Origin of the sequence: Paenibacillus sp. BK720, from assembly GCF_011761545.1 — a bacterium.
Lineage (GTDB): Bacteria > Bacillota > Bacilli > Paenibacillales > Paenibacillaceae > Pristimantibacillus.
In genome coordinates, this window is sequence record NZ_JAASRQ010000002.1 from 362,270 (window position 1) to 377,136 (window position 14,867).

The following is a 14,867-nucleotide window of genomic DNA, read 5'->3' on the forward strand; positions in this document are numbered from 1 at the left end:
GACAAATAATGTACTTACCATGTGTACATAAAAAAGGAGTGTAACGTTATGGCAGTAAAAAGCGCCGGAGGCGGAAAATACCGCAAAATGTCCATGTCGCCAAAGGAATACCAAGCCTTTGCGAAAACTCGCGAGCCTTCGCGTTCGATATTTGGCAATTGTATTCGCGCGTTTATTATAGGCGGCGCCATCTGCGTCCTGGGGCAGGCGATTCAGCAGCTCTTTATCCATCTGGCCCACATGAAGGCCGAGGATGCAAGCAATCCAACCGTTGCCGTGCTGATTATTATTTCCGTCATCCTGACGAGCATCGGCGTTTACGACAAAATCGCCCAGTTTGCCGGCGCCGGCTCTGCGGTGCCGGTAACCGGGTTTGCCAACTCCATGTGCTCCGCCGCTCTCGAGCACCGCAGCGAGGGGCTGGTGCTTGGCGTGGGAGGAAATATGTTCAAGCTGGCCGGCTCCGTTATCGTGTACGGTACCGTTGCGGCGTTTTTCGTCGGCATCGCCCATCTGATTTTTGGGACGGGTGGTGCACATTAAGATGCTGCAAGGAAAACAAACATGGAAGTTTGAGAACCGCCCGGTCATTATCGGGGCGGCTGCCGTTGTCGGTCCCGACGAAGGCGACGGACCGCTCGCAGCTGATTTCGACCTCGTGCATCCGGAGCTCGACATGCAGCAGAAAAGCTGGGAGAAAGCGGAACGGCTGCTGCTGGAGCAGGCATCGGAATTTGCGCTCAACAATGCGAAGATCGCCAAGGATCAGCTGCAGTTCTATGTCGGCGGCGATCTAATGAATCAGATTATCAGCAACAGCTTTGCGGCCAGAACGCTAGGCGTGCCCAATCTCGGCGTATTTGGCGCTTGCTCGACCTCGATGGAGTCGCTGGCGATTGCCTCTTTAATGGTAGATTCGGGTGCGGGGCAATACGTGCTGGCCGGGACCTGCAGCCACAACTGCACGGCGGAGAAGCAGTTCCGCTATCCGACGGAATACGGCTCGCAGAAGCCGCCGACCGCGCAGTATACCGTAACCGGTGCCGGCGCCGTTGTCGTTGCCGCGGCGGGCGAGGGTCCCGTGGTTGAATATGCCACAATCGGCAAGGTTGTGGATTTGGGCATCAAGGATCCGTTTAATATGGGAGCAGCAATGGCGCCTGCAGCGGTGGATACCATTCAAGCACATTTTAACGATACGGGACGGACGCCCAAGGATTACGATCTGATCGTGACCGGAGATCTCGCCAGCGTCGGGCATCCGCTTGCCAAGGAGCTGCTTATCCGTGACGGGGTTCCGATGGATGAGACGACTTTCAAAGATTGCGGACTGATGGTCTATGACGTGGAGCGGCAGAAGGTACAGGCCGGAGGAAGCGGCTGCGGCTGCTCGGCCGTTGTAACCTATGGGCATATTCTCAAAAAAATCGCCAGCGGAGAACTGAAGCGCGTCCTTGTCGTTGCGACAGGCGCTTTATTATCCCCGCTTTCCTTCCAGCAAGGGGAAAGCATCCCTTGCATTGCGCATGCCGTTGCGATAAGCGGCGGAAAGGAGTAGATCATCATGCAATTTCTATGGGCATTTGTTGTAGGAGGGGCGATCTGCGTCGTTGGCCAGCTGCTGTTTGATGTCGTGAAGCTGACCCCGGCTCACACGATGGCCACGCTTGTCGTCGCAGGGGCGATCATCGACGGTCTCGGCTGGTACGAACCGCTCGTCAGCTTTGCGGGGGCTGGCGCAACCGTGCCGATTACCAGCTTTGGCAATGCGCTTGTTCACGGCGCTTTGACCGAGCTGCAAAATTCCGGCTGGATCGGCGTTATCTCCGGCATATTCAAAGTAACCAGCGCCGGTATTTCCGCGGCGATTATATTCTCCTTCCTGGCGGCCCTCGTTGTCCGTCCGAAGGGATAAACGAAAAAGCAGGTTTGCCGCATAGGGGCAAACCTGCTTTTTCTTCGCAAGGCATGATTTATCTGCCGCTTCCGGTCCCGCGGGAGATCAATCTCGTTACCTGAATGATAAGCCTCGGGAAGAGGCTGTTCTGAGGAAACGCCAGATAACGCGGTTCCCATTCCGGGTCGAACTTGTCCTTGAAGCGCCGGATGCCCTGGAAGCCGTAGAAGTGGCCTCCTTTCAAGAACACCCATCTTGCGAGCTTCTCCCCGCGGTAGGCGTAGACCGATTCTCCGACGCTGGAGAGAGGCGCCATCCCCAGATTAAAGACTTCGTAACCTTCCGATTTAGCCCATTGCAGCAATTGAACGAACAGAACATCCATGACGCCGCTAAGGCCGTCCCGGTGGCGCATCAAATCTATGGAGACGGATTTGTTGCGATCGTACACCGGCATAAGGCTGGCGAATGCCGCGACATGGTTGTCGTTATCCCGCAGGATGGCAATCGGAGCCAGCTCCAGGTAAGCTTCGGAGAAGGTTCCGAGCGAGAAGCCCTTTTCTTTATCGTCACCCAGCCATTCATCGGACACCGCCTTAAGCTCGGACAGCAGCATGGTACTGAATGGCGGCTTCACCATTTCAAACGTATAACGGTTGCGCTCGTACCGATTGCAAGCGGCCCGCAAATCCGCTTTGCGCCTGCCGGATAACTGGAACCGATCCAATGGAACAATCGCTTCTTCTCCCAGCTTGAAGAACCGGTAGCCGTACTCGTGATAGAGCGGCAGGTTTTCGGCTTTCACCTGGTAAAAGACGGCCGTCGCCGCGTAATGATCGGCGTAATCGCGGAATTGTCGCACGAGCAGCCGGACGGAAGCCGGGTCGCCGATCGGATCGCCAAGCGCTGCTAAGGTTTTGCCGATGCGGCCGTAAGCGAGTACCGCTTGATTGTCCGGCGACCACATGAAGCTCTTGTCGCCCATATACAGCAGATGAGTCAGAAAATTGCCGGGATGCTTGGCGAGCAGCAGCTCCAGCTTCTCCCAATCCTGTGTCACCGGCTTAGGGGCGGGCGGGAGGCTTGGGACGAATATTCTGCGGACCGTAAGCAGAATCCAGCTGATCGCAAGCGCAATGATCCCCTCGCGCAGCAGCTCTTCATCCTTCAGCGAGTAACGGGCATGCCACTTGGCATGATGGAGCATGCCGGGCGGAAGCTCGTTGGTCGATATTCCGACAGACAGGTACAGCAGCATCACGATAAGCGAGATGACTGCCCAGCCAATCGTTTTGCGCAAGGTGAAGATCGCTTCCTTCCGGTTGAACCGGTCCTTGGACAGCCATAAGAGCAGGCATACAAACAGAAGAAAGATGGCTTCTTCGAATTCGAAGCCCTTCAGAATCAAAGCGAGCGTACCGCCGATCAGCAGGATCATGGCCAGGAAGTACGCTCTTTTGACGCGGAAACGGATTCCCTCGGATACCATCAGCATAAGCAGTCCGATGAGAACGGCCAGCTGGTGGGAGCCCTTCATCGTAAAAGGCGTGACGAACTGCTCGAGCAGCTGCATCCGGTGCCAGCTGCCGGGCGTAGCGGACGAGACCAGCAGCAGGATGCCGCTTATAAAGACAAGAGCCGAAAGCGCCCAAGTGCTTATATCGCTTAGGACAGCCGTTTGGCTAGGCCAATTCCAGACCGTATGCCAACGTTTGATGGCGGGCTTCAGTACCTGCTCCTGCGTTTGAGTCCAGCGTTTCTTATTCGGAATCCATTCGGTTGTCGCAAGCGCAAGTCCGATCGCCCACGGAAGGAAGCAATAAAAAATCCGGTAAAGCACAAGCACGGCCAGACCTTGATCGGGCGATAAGCCGAGATGCTGGAATGCCAGCAGGACAATCGCGTCAAAGGATCCCAGTCCGCTCGGCACAAAGCTCGCAACGCCGGCAACGGCAGCCACGACGTAGATGCTCATGGCTTCCCGGAATCCGATTGGCAGATGCATCAAGTGGATAATCAGCCAGAAGCAGAGGCCGGCCATCAGCCATTCCGCCAAAGAGGCCGTTATCATGCGAAGCGCCGGCGGCTTCGATAAGGAAACGTCATCTTCCTGTTCCTTATCGGTCAGCCCAAGCAGATTGCGAAGCCGGGGCAATCTGCCGAGTAAGGCGAACAGCACCGCATACGCGGCAATCAGAATGACGGCCAGATACAGCCAGAGATGATGCGCAAGAAGGCTGCGGTCATTCCAGACGCCAACAAGCAGCAAGATGGAGAGAATAGACAAGCCGGAAAGGGCGGATAAGGACTGGTACACCAGCGACCGCAGCCATGCCGGGCCTTGAATGCCCCATTTGCGGTACAGCGTAACGCGCAGTCCCGCTCCCGTTAATCCGGCAAAGCCCATGGCATTGTTGAAGGAATTGGCGATCCAGCTTATTTTGAACACGGCAGTCCAGGGCATGCGCGCCTGGTTCCATCTGACTAACGCGAAGTCATAAGCCGACATGACCGCAACCGCCAGGAAACAGACGGCAGCCAGCTGAATATGGTCGCTCCAGTGAAGATGCTTCAGCAGGTGGAGAGCCGCCGCCGGCTTGATCTCCTTGATGAAGCCGCTCGTTTGCGTGTACAGGAAGAGCAGGATGGCAACGGGGAACAGCAGTTTGAATACGTTTTTGAACCGGTTAGTAAAACGCGATAGATGAGTCAGCAAACTGTGGCACCTTCTTAAGGGAATGTTAATGGCGAACAGAACCTTTTCGTTCTTTCGTTCGTCTAAAAGTGAAGATATTGCCAATATATCATATGAGAATACCGATTCCCACTTTTACAGCAACAAGGCGATTCGTTGCAGGCGTTATGTGGAATCCTCCAATTTTTTTCGGCAGTTCGTTCATTTGTTCTACCCGAAGGAACTGCTGTAAAATGGTACTAAATCCCCTTATTTTTTGCATCCACTATTTCGCAGGAGGTATGTCCATGGAAACACGCCTTGCCGATATGCAATTATGCTCCTTAATTCTAAATAGCTTGAATGAATGCATTCTCGGAAAACAGAACGAAATCGAACGTTTAATGATAGCCGTCCTTGCAGGTGGCCACGTATTGCTTGAGGATGTGCCCGGAACGGGAAAAACCCAGCTGGTGAAAGCGCTTGCGAGAACAATCGGCGGCCAATTCCGGCGGATTCAATGCAACCCCGATCTTCTCCCGACCGATATTACCGGCGTGTCGATTTATCACCCGAAGCAGGAGCGGTTTATATTCCGTCCGGGACCGGTCATGACAAACGTCCTGCTCGCCGACGAGATTAACCGCGCCACAACGAAGACGCAATCCGCCCTGCTTGAAGCGATGGAAGAGGGGCATGTCACCGTTGACGGCGATACGTATATGCTCCCGGCTCCCTTTATCCTGCTTGCTACGCAAAACCCGATCGACTTCGAGGGCACTTATTCCCTGCCGGAAGCCCAGCTCGACCGTTTTATGATGAAGCTGACGCTTGGCTACCCGAACGAAGCGGACGAGCAGCGGATGATTCTGGCAAGAGAGTCCGGCCATCCGTCGGACCGCATGGAGCAGATCACTTCCATAGAAGATATCGCAAGAATCCAAGAACAGGTACAAGCCGTTCATATCGATGATGCCGTCGGCAATTATTTGATTCAGCTTGTGCGGGCTACCCGTGCGCATCCGTTTGTCCTGCTGGGCGCTAGCCCGCGTGCCGCGATTGCGTTATCGCGCGCGGCGAAAGCCAGCGCCTTCCTTGCCCAGCGTACGTTTGTCACTCCCGACGATATCAAGCAATTGGCGCCGTATGTACTTTCCCACCGTCTGCTGCTTCAAACGGACGCAAGGATGAACGGTCTGCGGAGCGAGGATATTATTGCCGAGGTTCTGGAGAAGACAAAGGTTCCCGTCAGACTGGAGCGGTGATCCCATGAACGCCGTGAAAGAGACGAAGAACCGTAAACGCTGGAGACTTATCGCAATCCTTTATGGCGCCTCGTTGCTTTATTTATTGTTTCAGGGCGGCAAAACGGCATTAATGCTGTTTATGATTTTGAACGTGCTGCTGCTTTATTTGGCTTTAGGCCGCTGGAGCGGGATCAGCCGCGTGTCCGGCATCCGAAGCTACCGACAGACCGGGGCAGCCGCGGGCGGCGACCATTCGCTCACGGCAGGCAGCACGCTGGATGTCCAATTATCGGTAAAGGTACCTGGCGTCTATCCGATTCCTTATGTACTGGTCAGAGACCGGCTGCAGCGCCATAATGGCCAGCAGCTGCATTTCGAAGCCTCTTTCGTCCCTAACTTCAAGCGATCCGGCGATGTGCTGTATCAAACGCCGCCGCTTCAGCGAGGGGAGTACCGCTTTATCACAACCGAATGCATTGCCCATGACATATTCGGCTTGTTTGAGCATTCCGGCCGATTCGGCTCCGAGACAGCCTTCAGCGTATTGCCGCAGATTGTTCCTCTGCGCCAATGGCATAGCATTCAGAGCGGCTTCCGGGGACCTTACTCCCACGCAGCCGCCCCTCGGGCAGCCAAGGAAACGACGCAAATCAACGGCGTGCGGGAATATTTGTACGGCGATCGTTTGTCGAGGATTCACTGGAACGCAACGGCCAAGACGGGAGATTGGAAGTCGAAGGCGTTCGAGAGGGAATCGCTGCCGCGCACGCTCCTTATTCTTGACCGATATGCCGCGGATTACCCCATTCCGGGGGCGGAAAGCTTCGAGCTGGCGGTCTCTACCGCGGCTTCGCTTATAGACAGCGGTCTGAAGGGCGATACGGCAATCGGTCTAATGTCATCCGGCAAGAAGCTGACGATTCTCCCGCCGAAGTCCGGCGTGGAACAGCGCAACGCGCTAATGAAGCATTTAACCTTTGTGGACGCCGACGCCGAGCAAGGGCTGTTCAAGTCTCTAGCGGCAGCAGACTCTCGTCTGGAGCCCGGATCCTTTGCAATCGTGATTAGCGGAACCTCCGGCAGGGAAGCCGTTCGCTCGATGGAATGGCTTTCCCGCAAAGGATTGACGCCATGCCTGATGCATATCGGCGGCGACAGGCGGCTGGAGGAACAATGGCGCCTGATGATCCGCAGCAAGGGCTGGGCGTTATTCGAATTGAAGCAGCTGCAGGAGCTTCCTGCCGTGCTGGAAGGAGGCCGGGCATGAGCCTCTTGCTTACTTTATGCCGTACGGCGATTATCAAGGTTACGCCGAACTGGTATACGAAGCTCTCGCAATTGTTTATTGCTCTTATGCTTATTCATACGATCCGGATCTTTGAGGGCTTCTGGTGGAGCGAGACCTTCTACGCGGTCAGCTTCACGCTGCTCTTCGCCGTCGCTGCCGATTGGCTGCTGCCGCGCAGCATGCAGGCACTTCGGATTGGAGTTCAATTGTTGCTTGCCTTAGGCGCGACGGCTTATTTTGCCGATTTGAAAAAGGTCATCCTGACCGTTCCCGATCAAGAGAACCGGCTTGGCGATTTGTTCCGTACGCTGTGGGGGTATGCCGAGCAGCTGCAACCCTTCATATGGATCAGCGGTGCCCTGCTCGTTGTGTATATCCTGTTTGACAGGTGGATTACAACAAGGACGCGGTTATTCGGCTTTATTAGCGTCAATATTCTCGTTCTGACCATTGCGGATTCTTTTACTCCGATCTGGTTGTGGGATGAGGTGGCATGGATTGTCTTTTTGGGCTTGCTCTGGCTGGTAGCCAACCATCTGCACAAGCTGGCAAGCCATCATCCGAACAGCTGGAAGGAGCTTACGGAATATCCGCTGCAGCTGCTGATGCCAATCGTCATCGTGTTGTCCGTGCTGATGACAGCCGGTATTCTGATGCCGACCGTTTCGCCGATCATTCAGGATCCTTATACGATGTGGAAGGAATCCAAGGGCGAGACGGTTAACGTGTTCCTCGGAGACAAAGGCATCGCGGCTCCCGTTGACGTGAGCAGCAGCAATACCAAGTCCGGCTATGGACGCGATGATTCCGAGCTTGGCGGCGGGTTTGATTTCGACTACTCGCCGGTTATGACGATTACGACCAACCATCGGAGCTACTGGAGAGGCGAGACAAAGACCGAATACACCGGAGCAGGCTGGACGGTGAACGACGAGTCGGAGCGGAATCGGTTAGCCTCGGTGGGTAAAGACTGGGAGCTCCCGTTAATCGAAGGGCGCGAGAAGGCGGAGACGATGAAGGTGGACCAGCAGGTCCGGATGGCGAACAATAATATTTATCCGGTCTTGTTTGGCGCTTCTCCCATAACGGCTGTTCATTGGGTAGACGATCCGGATGCTTCCGTCTTGCCGAAAAGCCTGAAATGGGCGGTTAACGAGCAGGAGCTGATCTGGTCCGACAAGCCGCTGCGCAGATATCCGCAGAGCTATGCGGTAACCTCCGAGGTAACCGTATTAGATGAAGAAGGACTTCGCAACGCGGAGGCGGAATTGCCGGATCCGGCAGAGACCAAGCAATATTTGCAGCTTCCGTCCTCCTTGCCCGGCCGCGTAAGGTCGCTTGCCGTATCGTTAACGGCTTCGGCAGTGAACGATTACGATAAGGCCAAGCTGATAGAAACTTATCTCCGCCAGAACTTCATTTATACGAATGAACCGGACAAATCAAGGCTGACCGGAGACAGCAAGGATTTTGTCGACCAGTTTCTCTTTGAACTGAAGGAAGGCTATTGCGATTATTTCTCGACGGCTATGGCGGTCATGTCCCGTTCGATCGGATTGCCTGCCCGCTGGGTAAAAGGCTTTGCCCCGGGCGTGCTTCCTGCTTCGGAATACGTGCCGTCCGCCGGAGGCATTCCGAGCGAAGCGGAACTAAATCCGGACGGGGCAGGCACGTATACCGTCCGCAACTCGGATGCGCATTCCTGGGTAGAGATCTACTTCGACGGTTATGGCTGGATTCCGTTCGAGCCTACGGCAGGCTTCACCTTCCCTTACTCGGTGACGGAGGTGCAGCAGGAAGCATTGCCGACGCCTACCGCAGCCCCCGATACCGATCCGGTGCAGGAGGAAGTAACCGAAAGCACGGGAGGCAGTCATCCGGCTCTCCTCTGGGGCACGGTATCCGCATCCGTCCTTGCGTTGATCGTGCTCGTTCTGATCCTGCTGCGTACGCCATGGTTCCGTTCCAAATACCGCGCGTATTCCGGCAATGACCGGATTGTATGGGAAACGGAAAAGCTGCTGCGTCTTTGCCGGCGCAAAGGCTATGAACGAGAGGAGCATGAGACGCTGCGCGAAGCGATCCAGAGATGGTCGCCAAGCCACCACCGGCTGAACAAGCTGCTTCGCGAGGTGCTTGACGAGTTCGAGCGCGCGAAGTACAGCTCCGTCCAGGCGTCAAGCTTCGAGACGGACGGGTTTATTCTAAAGATCAAAGCGATTAAAGAGGAATTATAAAAATTGGCGTATATTATATAGAAGGAAAGTTTGCCGCTCGCTTTGCCGGGCGGTATTTCTTTTGCAACAAAATCCGAATATATGGTATAGTTTCGTAAGATAGCAGGAGATGAGCGAAGTTCGAGGGGGCAAGGCAGCATGTTCGAAAGATTATTGCCGCATTTACGGGTAAATTCGGTGTACGATATCCAGCTGGACGAGCTATACAAAAAAGGTGTCCGCGGAATCATCACCGACCTTGATAATACGCTCGTTGGAGCGCGTGAGCCGCTTGCAACGCCGCAGCTCACGACATGGCTGGAACAGGTTCGGGATTATGGCTTTAAAGTTGTCATTGTGTCGAATAATAACAGGACGAGAGTGTCCAAATTCGCCGATCCGCTGGGCATTCCGTTTATTCATGCCGCGCGCAAGCCGGCGAATAAAGCGTTCCACAAAGCATTAAGCGTGCTGGGGCTGCCCGTAGAGCAGACCGTAGTGCTGGGCGACCAGATGCTTACCGACGTGCTTGGCGGGAAACGCATGGGCTTGTATACGATTCTGGTCACGCCGATTGCTCCTGCTGACGAAGGAATAATGACCCGCGTGAACAGGAGAATCGAGCGGTTTGTTCTTTCCCGTTTGCGCAAAAAAGGGACATGGTATGAGGGGGAGACGAAGTGAGAGAAGAGCAGCAAAGTCAGTCGCATGCATGCGCAGGCTGCGGAGTAAAGCTCCAGACGGAGCATCCGGAACAGTCGGGCTACCTGCCCGAAGCGGCGTTAAACCGTGAGCCGGTTATTTGCCAAAGATGCTTCCGTATTCGCAATTATAATGAAGCTTCATCGATAACGGTCGATCAGGATGATTTCTTGCGCCTGCTCGGCAGCATCGGGTCGACGGACAGCCTGGTTGTCCATATTGTCGACTTATTTGATTTTGAGGGCAGCCTGATTTCAGGCCTGCAGCGTTTCGTAGGCAATAATCCGGTTGTGCTGGTAGTCAATAAAGTCGATCTGCTGCCACGTTCGGTTAATTTGAACCGTCTTCGGAACTGGGTTCAGAAGCAGGCGAAGGCAGAAGGACTCCGGACGGTGGATATCGTGCTCTGCAGCGCGAAACGGAACATCGGCTTCGAGCATGTCATTGAAGCGATCGAGCATCACCGGAAGGGCAGGGATGTCTACGTCGTTGGCGCAACCAATGTCGGCAAATCAACCTTGATTAACCGTCTTATCCATGATTACAGCGATATGGAACGCGAGCTGACGACCTCCCGTTACCCGGGAACGACGCTTGACGCGGTTCATATTCCACTCGATGACGGCAAATCGATTATCGATACGCCGGGGATCGTGTATCCTACCCGGATGACGGAAATCGTTCCGCGCGGCTTCCTTCAGGCTTTGCTGCCGGATAAGCCGATCAAGCCGCTGGTGTACCAGCTAAACGATAAACAGTCGTTGTTCATCAACAGCTTGGTCCGGTTCGACTTCGTTGAAGGGGAACGTCAATCGTTTACCTTCTATATCTCCAATGCCCTCAGCGTGCACCGCACAAAGCTGGAGCGGGCGGAACAGCTGTACGTTGACCACCGCGGAGAGCTGCTGGGCGGCCCGTCGCGCGAAGAATTGGATGAGATGCCGGCTTGGACCCGCCATTCGATTCGTATTCCGCGGGGAGCGAAGAAGGATATTTTCGTATCCGGCATGGGCTGGATACAGGCGAACGGTACTTCCGGCGCGGTCGTGGACGTTTATGCGCCTAAGGGCATTAAGGTGCTGCTTCGCGATTCGCTTGTATAGAAGAGAGGAGAACGGGAACATTGACGGTATCCGCGCTTGACAATGGGATTACGGGAAACCGGATTGACAGCCAAACGGTGCTGTATGGCGTAATCGGAGATCCGATTCGCCATTCGAAATCCCCGATTATGATGAATCGCGCTTTTCGCGAGACGGGAATCAACGGAGCATACATGGCCTTTCATATTACGCAGGGCAAGCTTGGCGAATTTGTTGCCGGCATTCGGGCGATGGGCATTCGGGGAGTCAACGTGACGATTCCCCACAAGCTGGATATTATGAAATATATGGATGAGATTGACGCGGGTGCGCAGGCAATCGGAGCAGTCAACACGATTGTGAACGATAACGGCCGGTTAACCGGTTATAATACGGACGGAATCGGTTATGTCCGGTCCTTGAAGGAAGAAGCGGAGCCTGAGCTTGCGGGCAAGCGGATTCTCGTTGTTGGAGCAGGAGGCGCATCCCGCGGCATTGTCTACGCGCTTGCCGGGGAACAGCCTTCCGGCATTACGATCGCCAACCGTTCGGTGGAGAGGGCCGAGGAGCTTGCGCAATCGTTCCGGTCACTGGCGGATATCCGTGCCATTGCTAACGACGAGCTGCAGGCTGCCTGCAGGGAAGCGGATATCGTCATTAACACGACCTCGGTTGGCATGCATCCCCATACCGATGCTACCCCGATCGATGCATCATGGCTGAAGCCAGGGGCAGTCGCGAGCGATCTGATCTACAACCCGCTCCGCACGAAGTTCCTGTTGGACGCCGAGCAGCATGGCTGCCGCGTGCATGGCGGACTCGGCATGTTTATTTACCAAGGGGCTTACGCCTTCGAATATTGGACAGGGCAGCCGGCTCCTGCAGCAGCGATGCGCGAGACCGTATTGCAATCCCTTGTCTAGCTTAACGCGACAATAAAGATAACCTATAGAGATGAAAGAAGGAACTACCATGTTAACAGGCAAACAAAAGCGTCACCTCAGATCGCTGGCTCATCATCTTCAGCCGATCTTCCAGGTAGGCAAAGGCGGCACCAACGATCAGCTTGTCCGCCACATTGAAGAAGCGATTGAAGTGCGGGAGCTGATCAAGATTTCGGTATTGAACAACTGTCTGGACGATCCAAGAGAAATCGGCGCGGAAGTGGCGGAAGCTGCCGGTGCAGAGCTGGTTCAGGTTATCGGAAAAACGATCGTTCTGTACAAGCAGGCGACCGAAGAAAAGTACCGCAAGATCGAGCTGCCTAAGGCTGCGGCGAAATAACGCCGTTGCCGCAAAAGGATGGGTAGCGCTTAATGAGCAGAATCGGCATTATGGGCGGCACGTTTGATCCGGTTCATACCGGTCATCTGATTGCGGCTGAAGCGGCCCGCGACGGCTGCGGGCTGGACGAGGTATGGTTTATTCCGACTTATCAGCCGCCTCTAAAGGATAATCGGCCGGGTGCAAGCAGCAAGCTGAGACTTCAAATGGTTCAGGAAGCGCTGGGAGGCAACCCGGCCTTCAAAGCGCTTGACATCGAGCTGGAACGCGGCGGAATGAGTTATTCCATCGACACGGTGCTGGAACTGAAGAGGCGGTACCCGGACAACGCCTTTTCCTATATTATCGGGTCGGACCGGATTAACGATCTGCCTAAATGGCATCGTATAGAAGAGCTGGCGGAGCTGATTACCTTCATTGGGCTGGAACGGGAAGGGACGTCGGTAAAGCTGGATGAACTGCCGGACTTTCTCCGCCGGCGCGTGACGATGGCGGACATGCCGCCGATCGGCATATCGTCCACGGATATTCGAAGCAGAGTACATGCGGGGCGTTCGATTGCTTATCTGGTTCCGGACACCGTTCATCAGTTTATAAAGGGGAGAGGGCTTTATGAATCGTGAACAAATGATCGAATCGGTCAAATCGCAAATGCCGGAGAAGCGCTGGAAGCATGTGGAAGGGGTTATGGAAACTTCCGTTATCCTTGCCGGGCGGTTTGGGGAAGATCCGGTGAAAGCAGAGCTTGCGGCTATCCTCCATGACGTGGCCAAATATTGGCCGATCGCGAAGATGGAACAGATTATCCGGGAGAAGCGGCTTGACCAAGGGCTGCTGAACCATGACAAGGCGTTATGGCATGCCGAGGTCGGCTACTGGGTAGCCGAGCATGAATACGGCGTGAAGGATCGGGAAGTGCTGGATGCCATCCGGTATCATACTTCCGGGCGGGTAGGAATGACCAAGCTGGACAAAGTGGTTTGTCTGGCCGATTATATGGAACCGGGTCGGGACTTCCCCGGAGTCGACCGCATACGCGAGCTGAGCGAGACAAGTCTGGAACAGGCGCTAATCGCCGGCTTTGATTCAACGATCTCTTTCCTGCTGGAGAAAGGGAACCGGATATATCCCCTTACGGTGGAATCCCGCAATGATCTAATTGAACAGCAAAAACAAGGAGGCTGAGCTATGACCGTACATTCGGATGAACTGCTGCAAATTACGGTGGCGGCTGCGGAAGACAAGAAAGCGCATCGCATCGTAGCATTAAACTTGAAAGAAATCTCGCTGGTGGCTGACTATTTCGTTATCTGCCACGGCAATTCGGACACGCAGGTACAGGCGATTACAACGGAAATCCGCAAGCAGGCGGAAATGCGCGGCGTACGCGTAAAAGGCATTGAAGGCATGGATTCCGCTCGCTGGGTACTGATTGACCTTGGCGATGTCATTGTCCATGTGTTCCACCGCGATGAACGCGATTATTATAATATCGAACGCCTGTGGTCCGATGCGAAGGTAGTGGAGTTCGCATGAGTCTGACAGCCGGTACGATGGTAACTTTAAGGGTGGCACGCGAAGTGTCGCCCTACGGCTATTTCCTGACCGATGATGAGTCGGAAGTGCTTCTGCACTATACCGAGCTGGTCGGCAAGAAGCCGAAAATGAACGATGAAGTAGAGGTTTTCATTTTCTACGATTCCGAGGACCGGATTGCGGCAACGATGAAGCGTCCAAAGCTCCTGCTTGGAGAGATGGCGCGGCTGAAGGTCGCGGACGTGCATCCGCGTCTCGGCTGCTTCCTGGAATTTGGATTGGGACGTCAGCTGCTGCTTCCGATTTCGGAGCTCCCGGAGAAGGTGGAATTCCGTCCGCTGCCGGGCGATGAGGTCCATGTCGTGCTTGGTCACGACAAGGCCGGACGATTGCTCGCGAGAACGGCTGGCGAGGAGGAGCTTGGACCGCTCGTATTCCAGGCTCCGCAATCGTGGCGCAACCAGTGGGTGGAAGGCTGGGTCACCAAGTCGCTCCAGATGGGCTCATTCGTGCTAGTCGACGGCGGCGTGGTTGGCTTTGGCGTATACGGACTGATTCCGGCACCCGAGCGCGTCCGCCCGCTTCGCCTTGGCGAGCGGGTATCCGCGCGCGTGACGTTCATCCGCGAAGACGGACGCGTAAATCTGTCGATGGCGAAGCTGAAGCAGGAAGGCCGGCTTGAGGATGCGGATCGCATTCTGGCCTTCCTGAAGGAGCGTCCGGGCGGCGGCATGCCTTACTCCGACGAAACGCCTGCGGAAACGGTCAAGCAGCGCTTCGGCATCAGCAAATCGGCCTTCAAGCGCGCTTTAGGAAAGCTGATGAGGGACGGTCTCATCACGCAAAAAGGAAGCTGGACTTATCTGGCGGATCCGGCTAAAGCGGAGGATGCCGGTTCAGATTCTTCAGCGTCAGCTTCCGCTCAGTCAACGGAGGAATAG

At 55.1% G+C, this 14,867-nt stretch carries 15 protein-coding genes; 14 read left to right on the forward strand and 1 reads right to left on the reverse strand.

The window, feature by feature from the left end:
• The first annotated feature begins 48 nt into the window (after nucleotides 1-48).
• The 3 genes from spoVAC to spoVAE are packed head-to-tail and all read left to right on the forward strand — an operon-like array spanning nucleotide 49 to nucleotide 1,915.
• Nucleotides 49-543, forward strand: a complete 495-nt coding sequence (spoVAC, locus tag FHT67_RS08410) for a stage V sporulation protein AC (protein WP_132306671.1) — start codon at nucleotides 49-51, stop codon at nucleotides 541-543.
• Between the two features lies 1 nt (nucleotide 544).
• Nucleotides 545-1,558 carry a stage V sporulation protein AD gene (gene spoVAD, locus FHT67_RS08415; RefSeq protein ID WP_132306669.1) on the forward strand — a complete coding sequence of 338 codons (1,014 nt, stop codon included), beginning with the start codon at nucleotides 545-547 and terminating at the stop codon, nucleotides 1,556-1,558.
• Nucleotides 1,559-1,564: 6 nt separating this feature from the next.
• On the forward strand, nucleotides 1,565-1,915 hold the full coding sequence (gene spoVAE / locus FHT67_RS08420; RefSeq protein ID WP_015845598.1) for a stage V sporulation protein AE: 351 nt from the start codon (nucleotides 1,565-1,567) through the stop codon (nucleotides 1,913-1,915).
• 58 nt (nucleotides 1,916-1,973) lie between these two features.
• Here spoVAE and mprF read toward each other — a convergent pair whose 3' ends face one another.
• Nucleotides 1,974-4,613 (reverse strand): bifunctional lysylphosphatidylglycerol flippase/synthetase MprF, encoded by a 2,640-nt coding sequence (gene mprF, locus FHT67_RS08425; protein WP_165930650.1) that lies wholly within the window; start codon nucleotides 4,611-4,613, stop codon nucleotides 1,974-1,976.
• A 266-nt stretch (nucleotides 4,614-4,879) separates the two neighbouring features.
• Between mprF and FHT67_RS08430 the strand changes: the two genes are divergently transcribed.
• The 11 genes from FHT67_RS08430 (at nucleotide 4,880) to FHT67_RS08480 (ending at nucleotide 14,867) form a co-directional block, all read left to right on the forward strand.
• Nucleotides 4,880-5,836 (forward strand): AAA family ATPase, encoded by a 957-nt coding sequence (locus FHT67_RS08430; RefSeq protein WP_132306665.1) that lies wholly within the window; start codon nucleotides 4,880-4,882, stop codon nucleotides 5,834-5,836.
• Nucleotides 5,837-5,840: 4 nt separating this feature from the next.
• A complete protein-coding gene (locus FHT67_RS08435; RefSeq protein WP_167197371.1) occupies nucleotides 5,841-7,085 on the forward strand; it encodes a DUF58 domain-containing protein in 1,245 nt (414 codons plus the stop codon).
• Complete coding sequence (locus FHT67_RS08440; protein WP_167197374.1) at nucleotides 7,082-9,343, forward strand: transglutaminase TgpA family protein; 2,262 nt, start codon at nucleotides 7,082-7,084, stop codon at nucleotides 9,341-9,343. The genes FHT67_RS08435 and FHT67_RS08440 overlap by 4 nt, the downstream gene beginning before the upstream one ends.
• Before the next feature lie 138 nt (nucleotides 9,344-9,481).
• On the forward strand, nucleotides 9,482-10,006 hold the full coding sequence (locus FHT67_RS08445; protein ID WP_015845593.1) for a YqeG family HAD IIIA-type phosphatase: 525 nt from the start codon (nucleotides 9,482-9,484) through the stop codon (nucleotides 10,004-10,006).
• Nucleotides 10,003-11,127 carry a ribosome biogenesis GTPase YqeH gene (gene yqeH, locus FHT67_RS08450; protein ID WP_132306659.1) on the forward strand — a complete coding sequence of 375 codons (1,125 nt, stop codon included), beginning with the start codon at nucleotides 10,003-10,005 and terminating at the stop codon, nucleotides 11,125-11,127. Before FHT67_RS08445 ends, yqeH begins: the two co-directional genes overlap by 4 nt.
• Nucleotides 11,128-11,147: 20 nt before the next feature.
• Nucleotides 11,148-12,029 carry a shikimate dehydrogenase gene (aroE, locus tag FHT67_RS08455; protein WP_132306657.1) on the forward strand — a complete coding sequence of 294 codons (882 nt, stop codon included), beginning with the start codon at nucleotides 11,148-11,150 and terminating at the stop codon, nucleotides 12,027-12,029.
• 49 nt (nucleotides 12,030-12,078) lie between these two features.
• Nucleotides 12,079-12,390 (forward strand): ribosome assembly RNA-binding protein YhbY, encoded by a 312-nt coding sequence (yhbY, locus tag FHT67_RS08460; protein WP_132306655.1) that lies wholly within the window; start codon nucleotides 12,079-12,081, stop codon nucleotides 12,388-12,390.
• Nucleotides 12,391-12,422: 32 nt separating this feature from the next.
• The gene (nadD, locus tag FHT67_RS08465) at nucleotides 12,423-13,013 is read left to right on the forward strand and encodes a nicotinate-nucleotide adenylyltransferase (protein WP_132306653.1); all 591 of its coding nucleotides are present in this window, start codon (nucleotides 12,423-12,425) and stop codon (nucleotides 13,011-13,013) included.
• The gene (gene yqeK, locus FHT67_RS08470; RefSeq protein ID WP_132306651.1) at nucleotides 13,003-13,575 is read left to right on the forward strand and encodes a bis(5'-nucleosyl)-tetraphosphatase (symmetrical) YqeK; all 573 of its coding nucleotides are present in this window, start codon (nucleotides 13,003-13,005) and stop codon (nucleotides 13,573-13,575) included. Before nadD ends, yqeK begins: the two co-directional genes overlap by 11 nt.
• 3 nt (nucleotides 13,576-13,578) lie before the next feature.
• Nucleotides 13,579-13,926 carry a ribosome silencing factor gene (gene rsfS, locus FHT67_RS08475; RefSeq protein WP_127497094.1) on the forward strand — a complete coding sequence of 116 codons (348 nt, stop codon included), beginning with the start codon at nucleotides 13,579-13,581 and terminating at the stop codon, nucleotides 13,924-13,926.
• Nucleotides 13,923-14,867, forward strand: a complete 945-nt coding sequence (locus tag FHT67_RS08480) for a CvfB family protein (protein ID WP_167197377.1) — start codon at nucleotides 13,923-13,925, stop codon at nucleotides 14,865-14,867. Before rsfS ends, FHT67_RS08480 begins: the two co-directional genes overlap by 4 nt.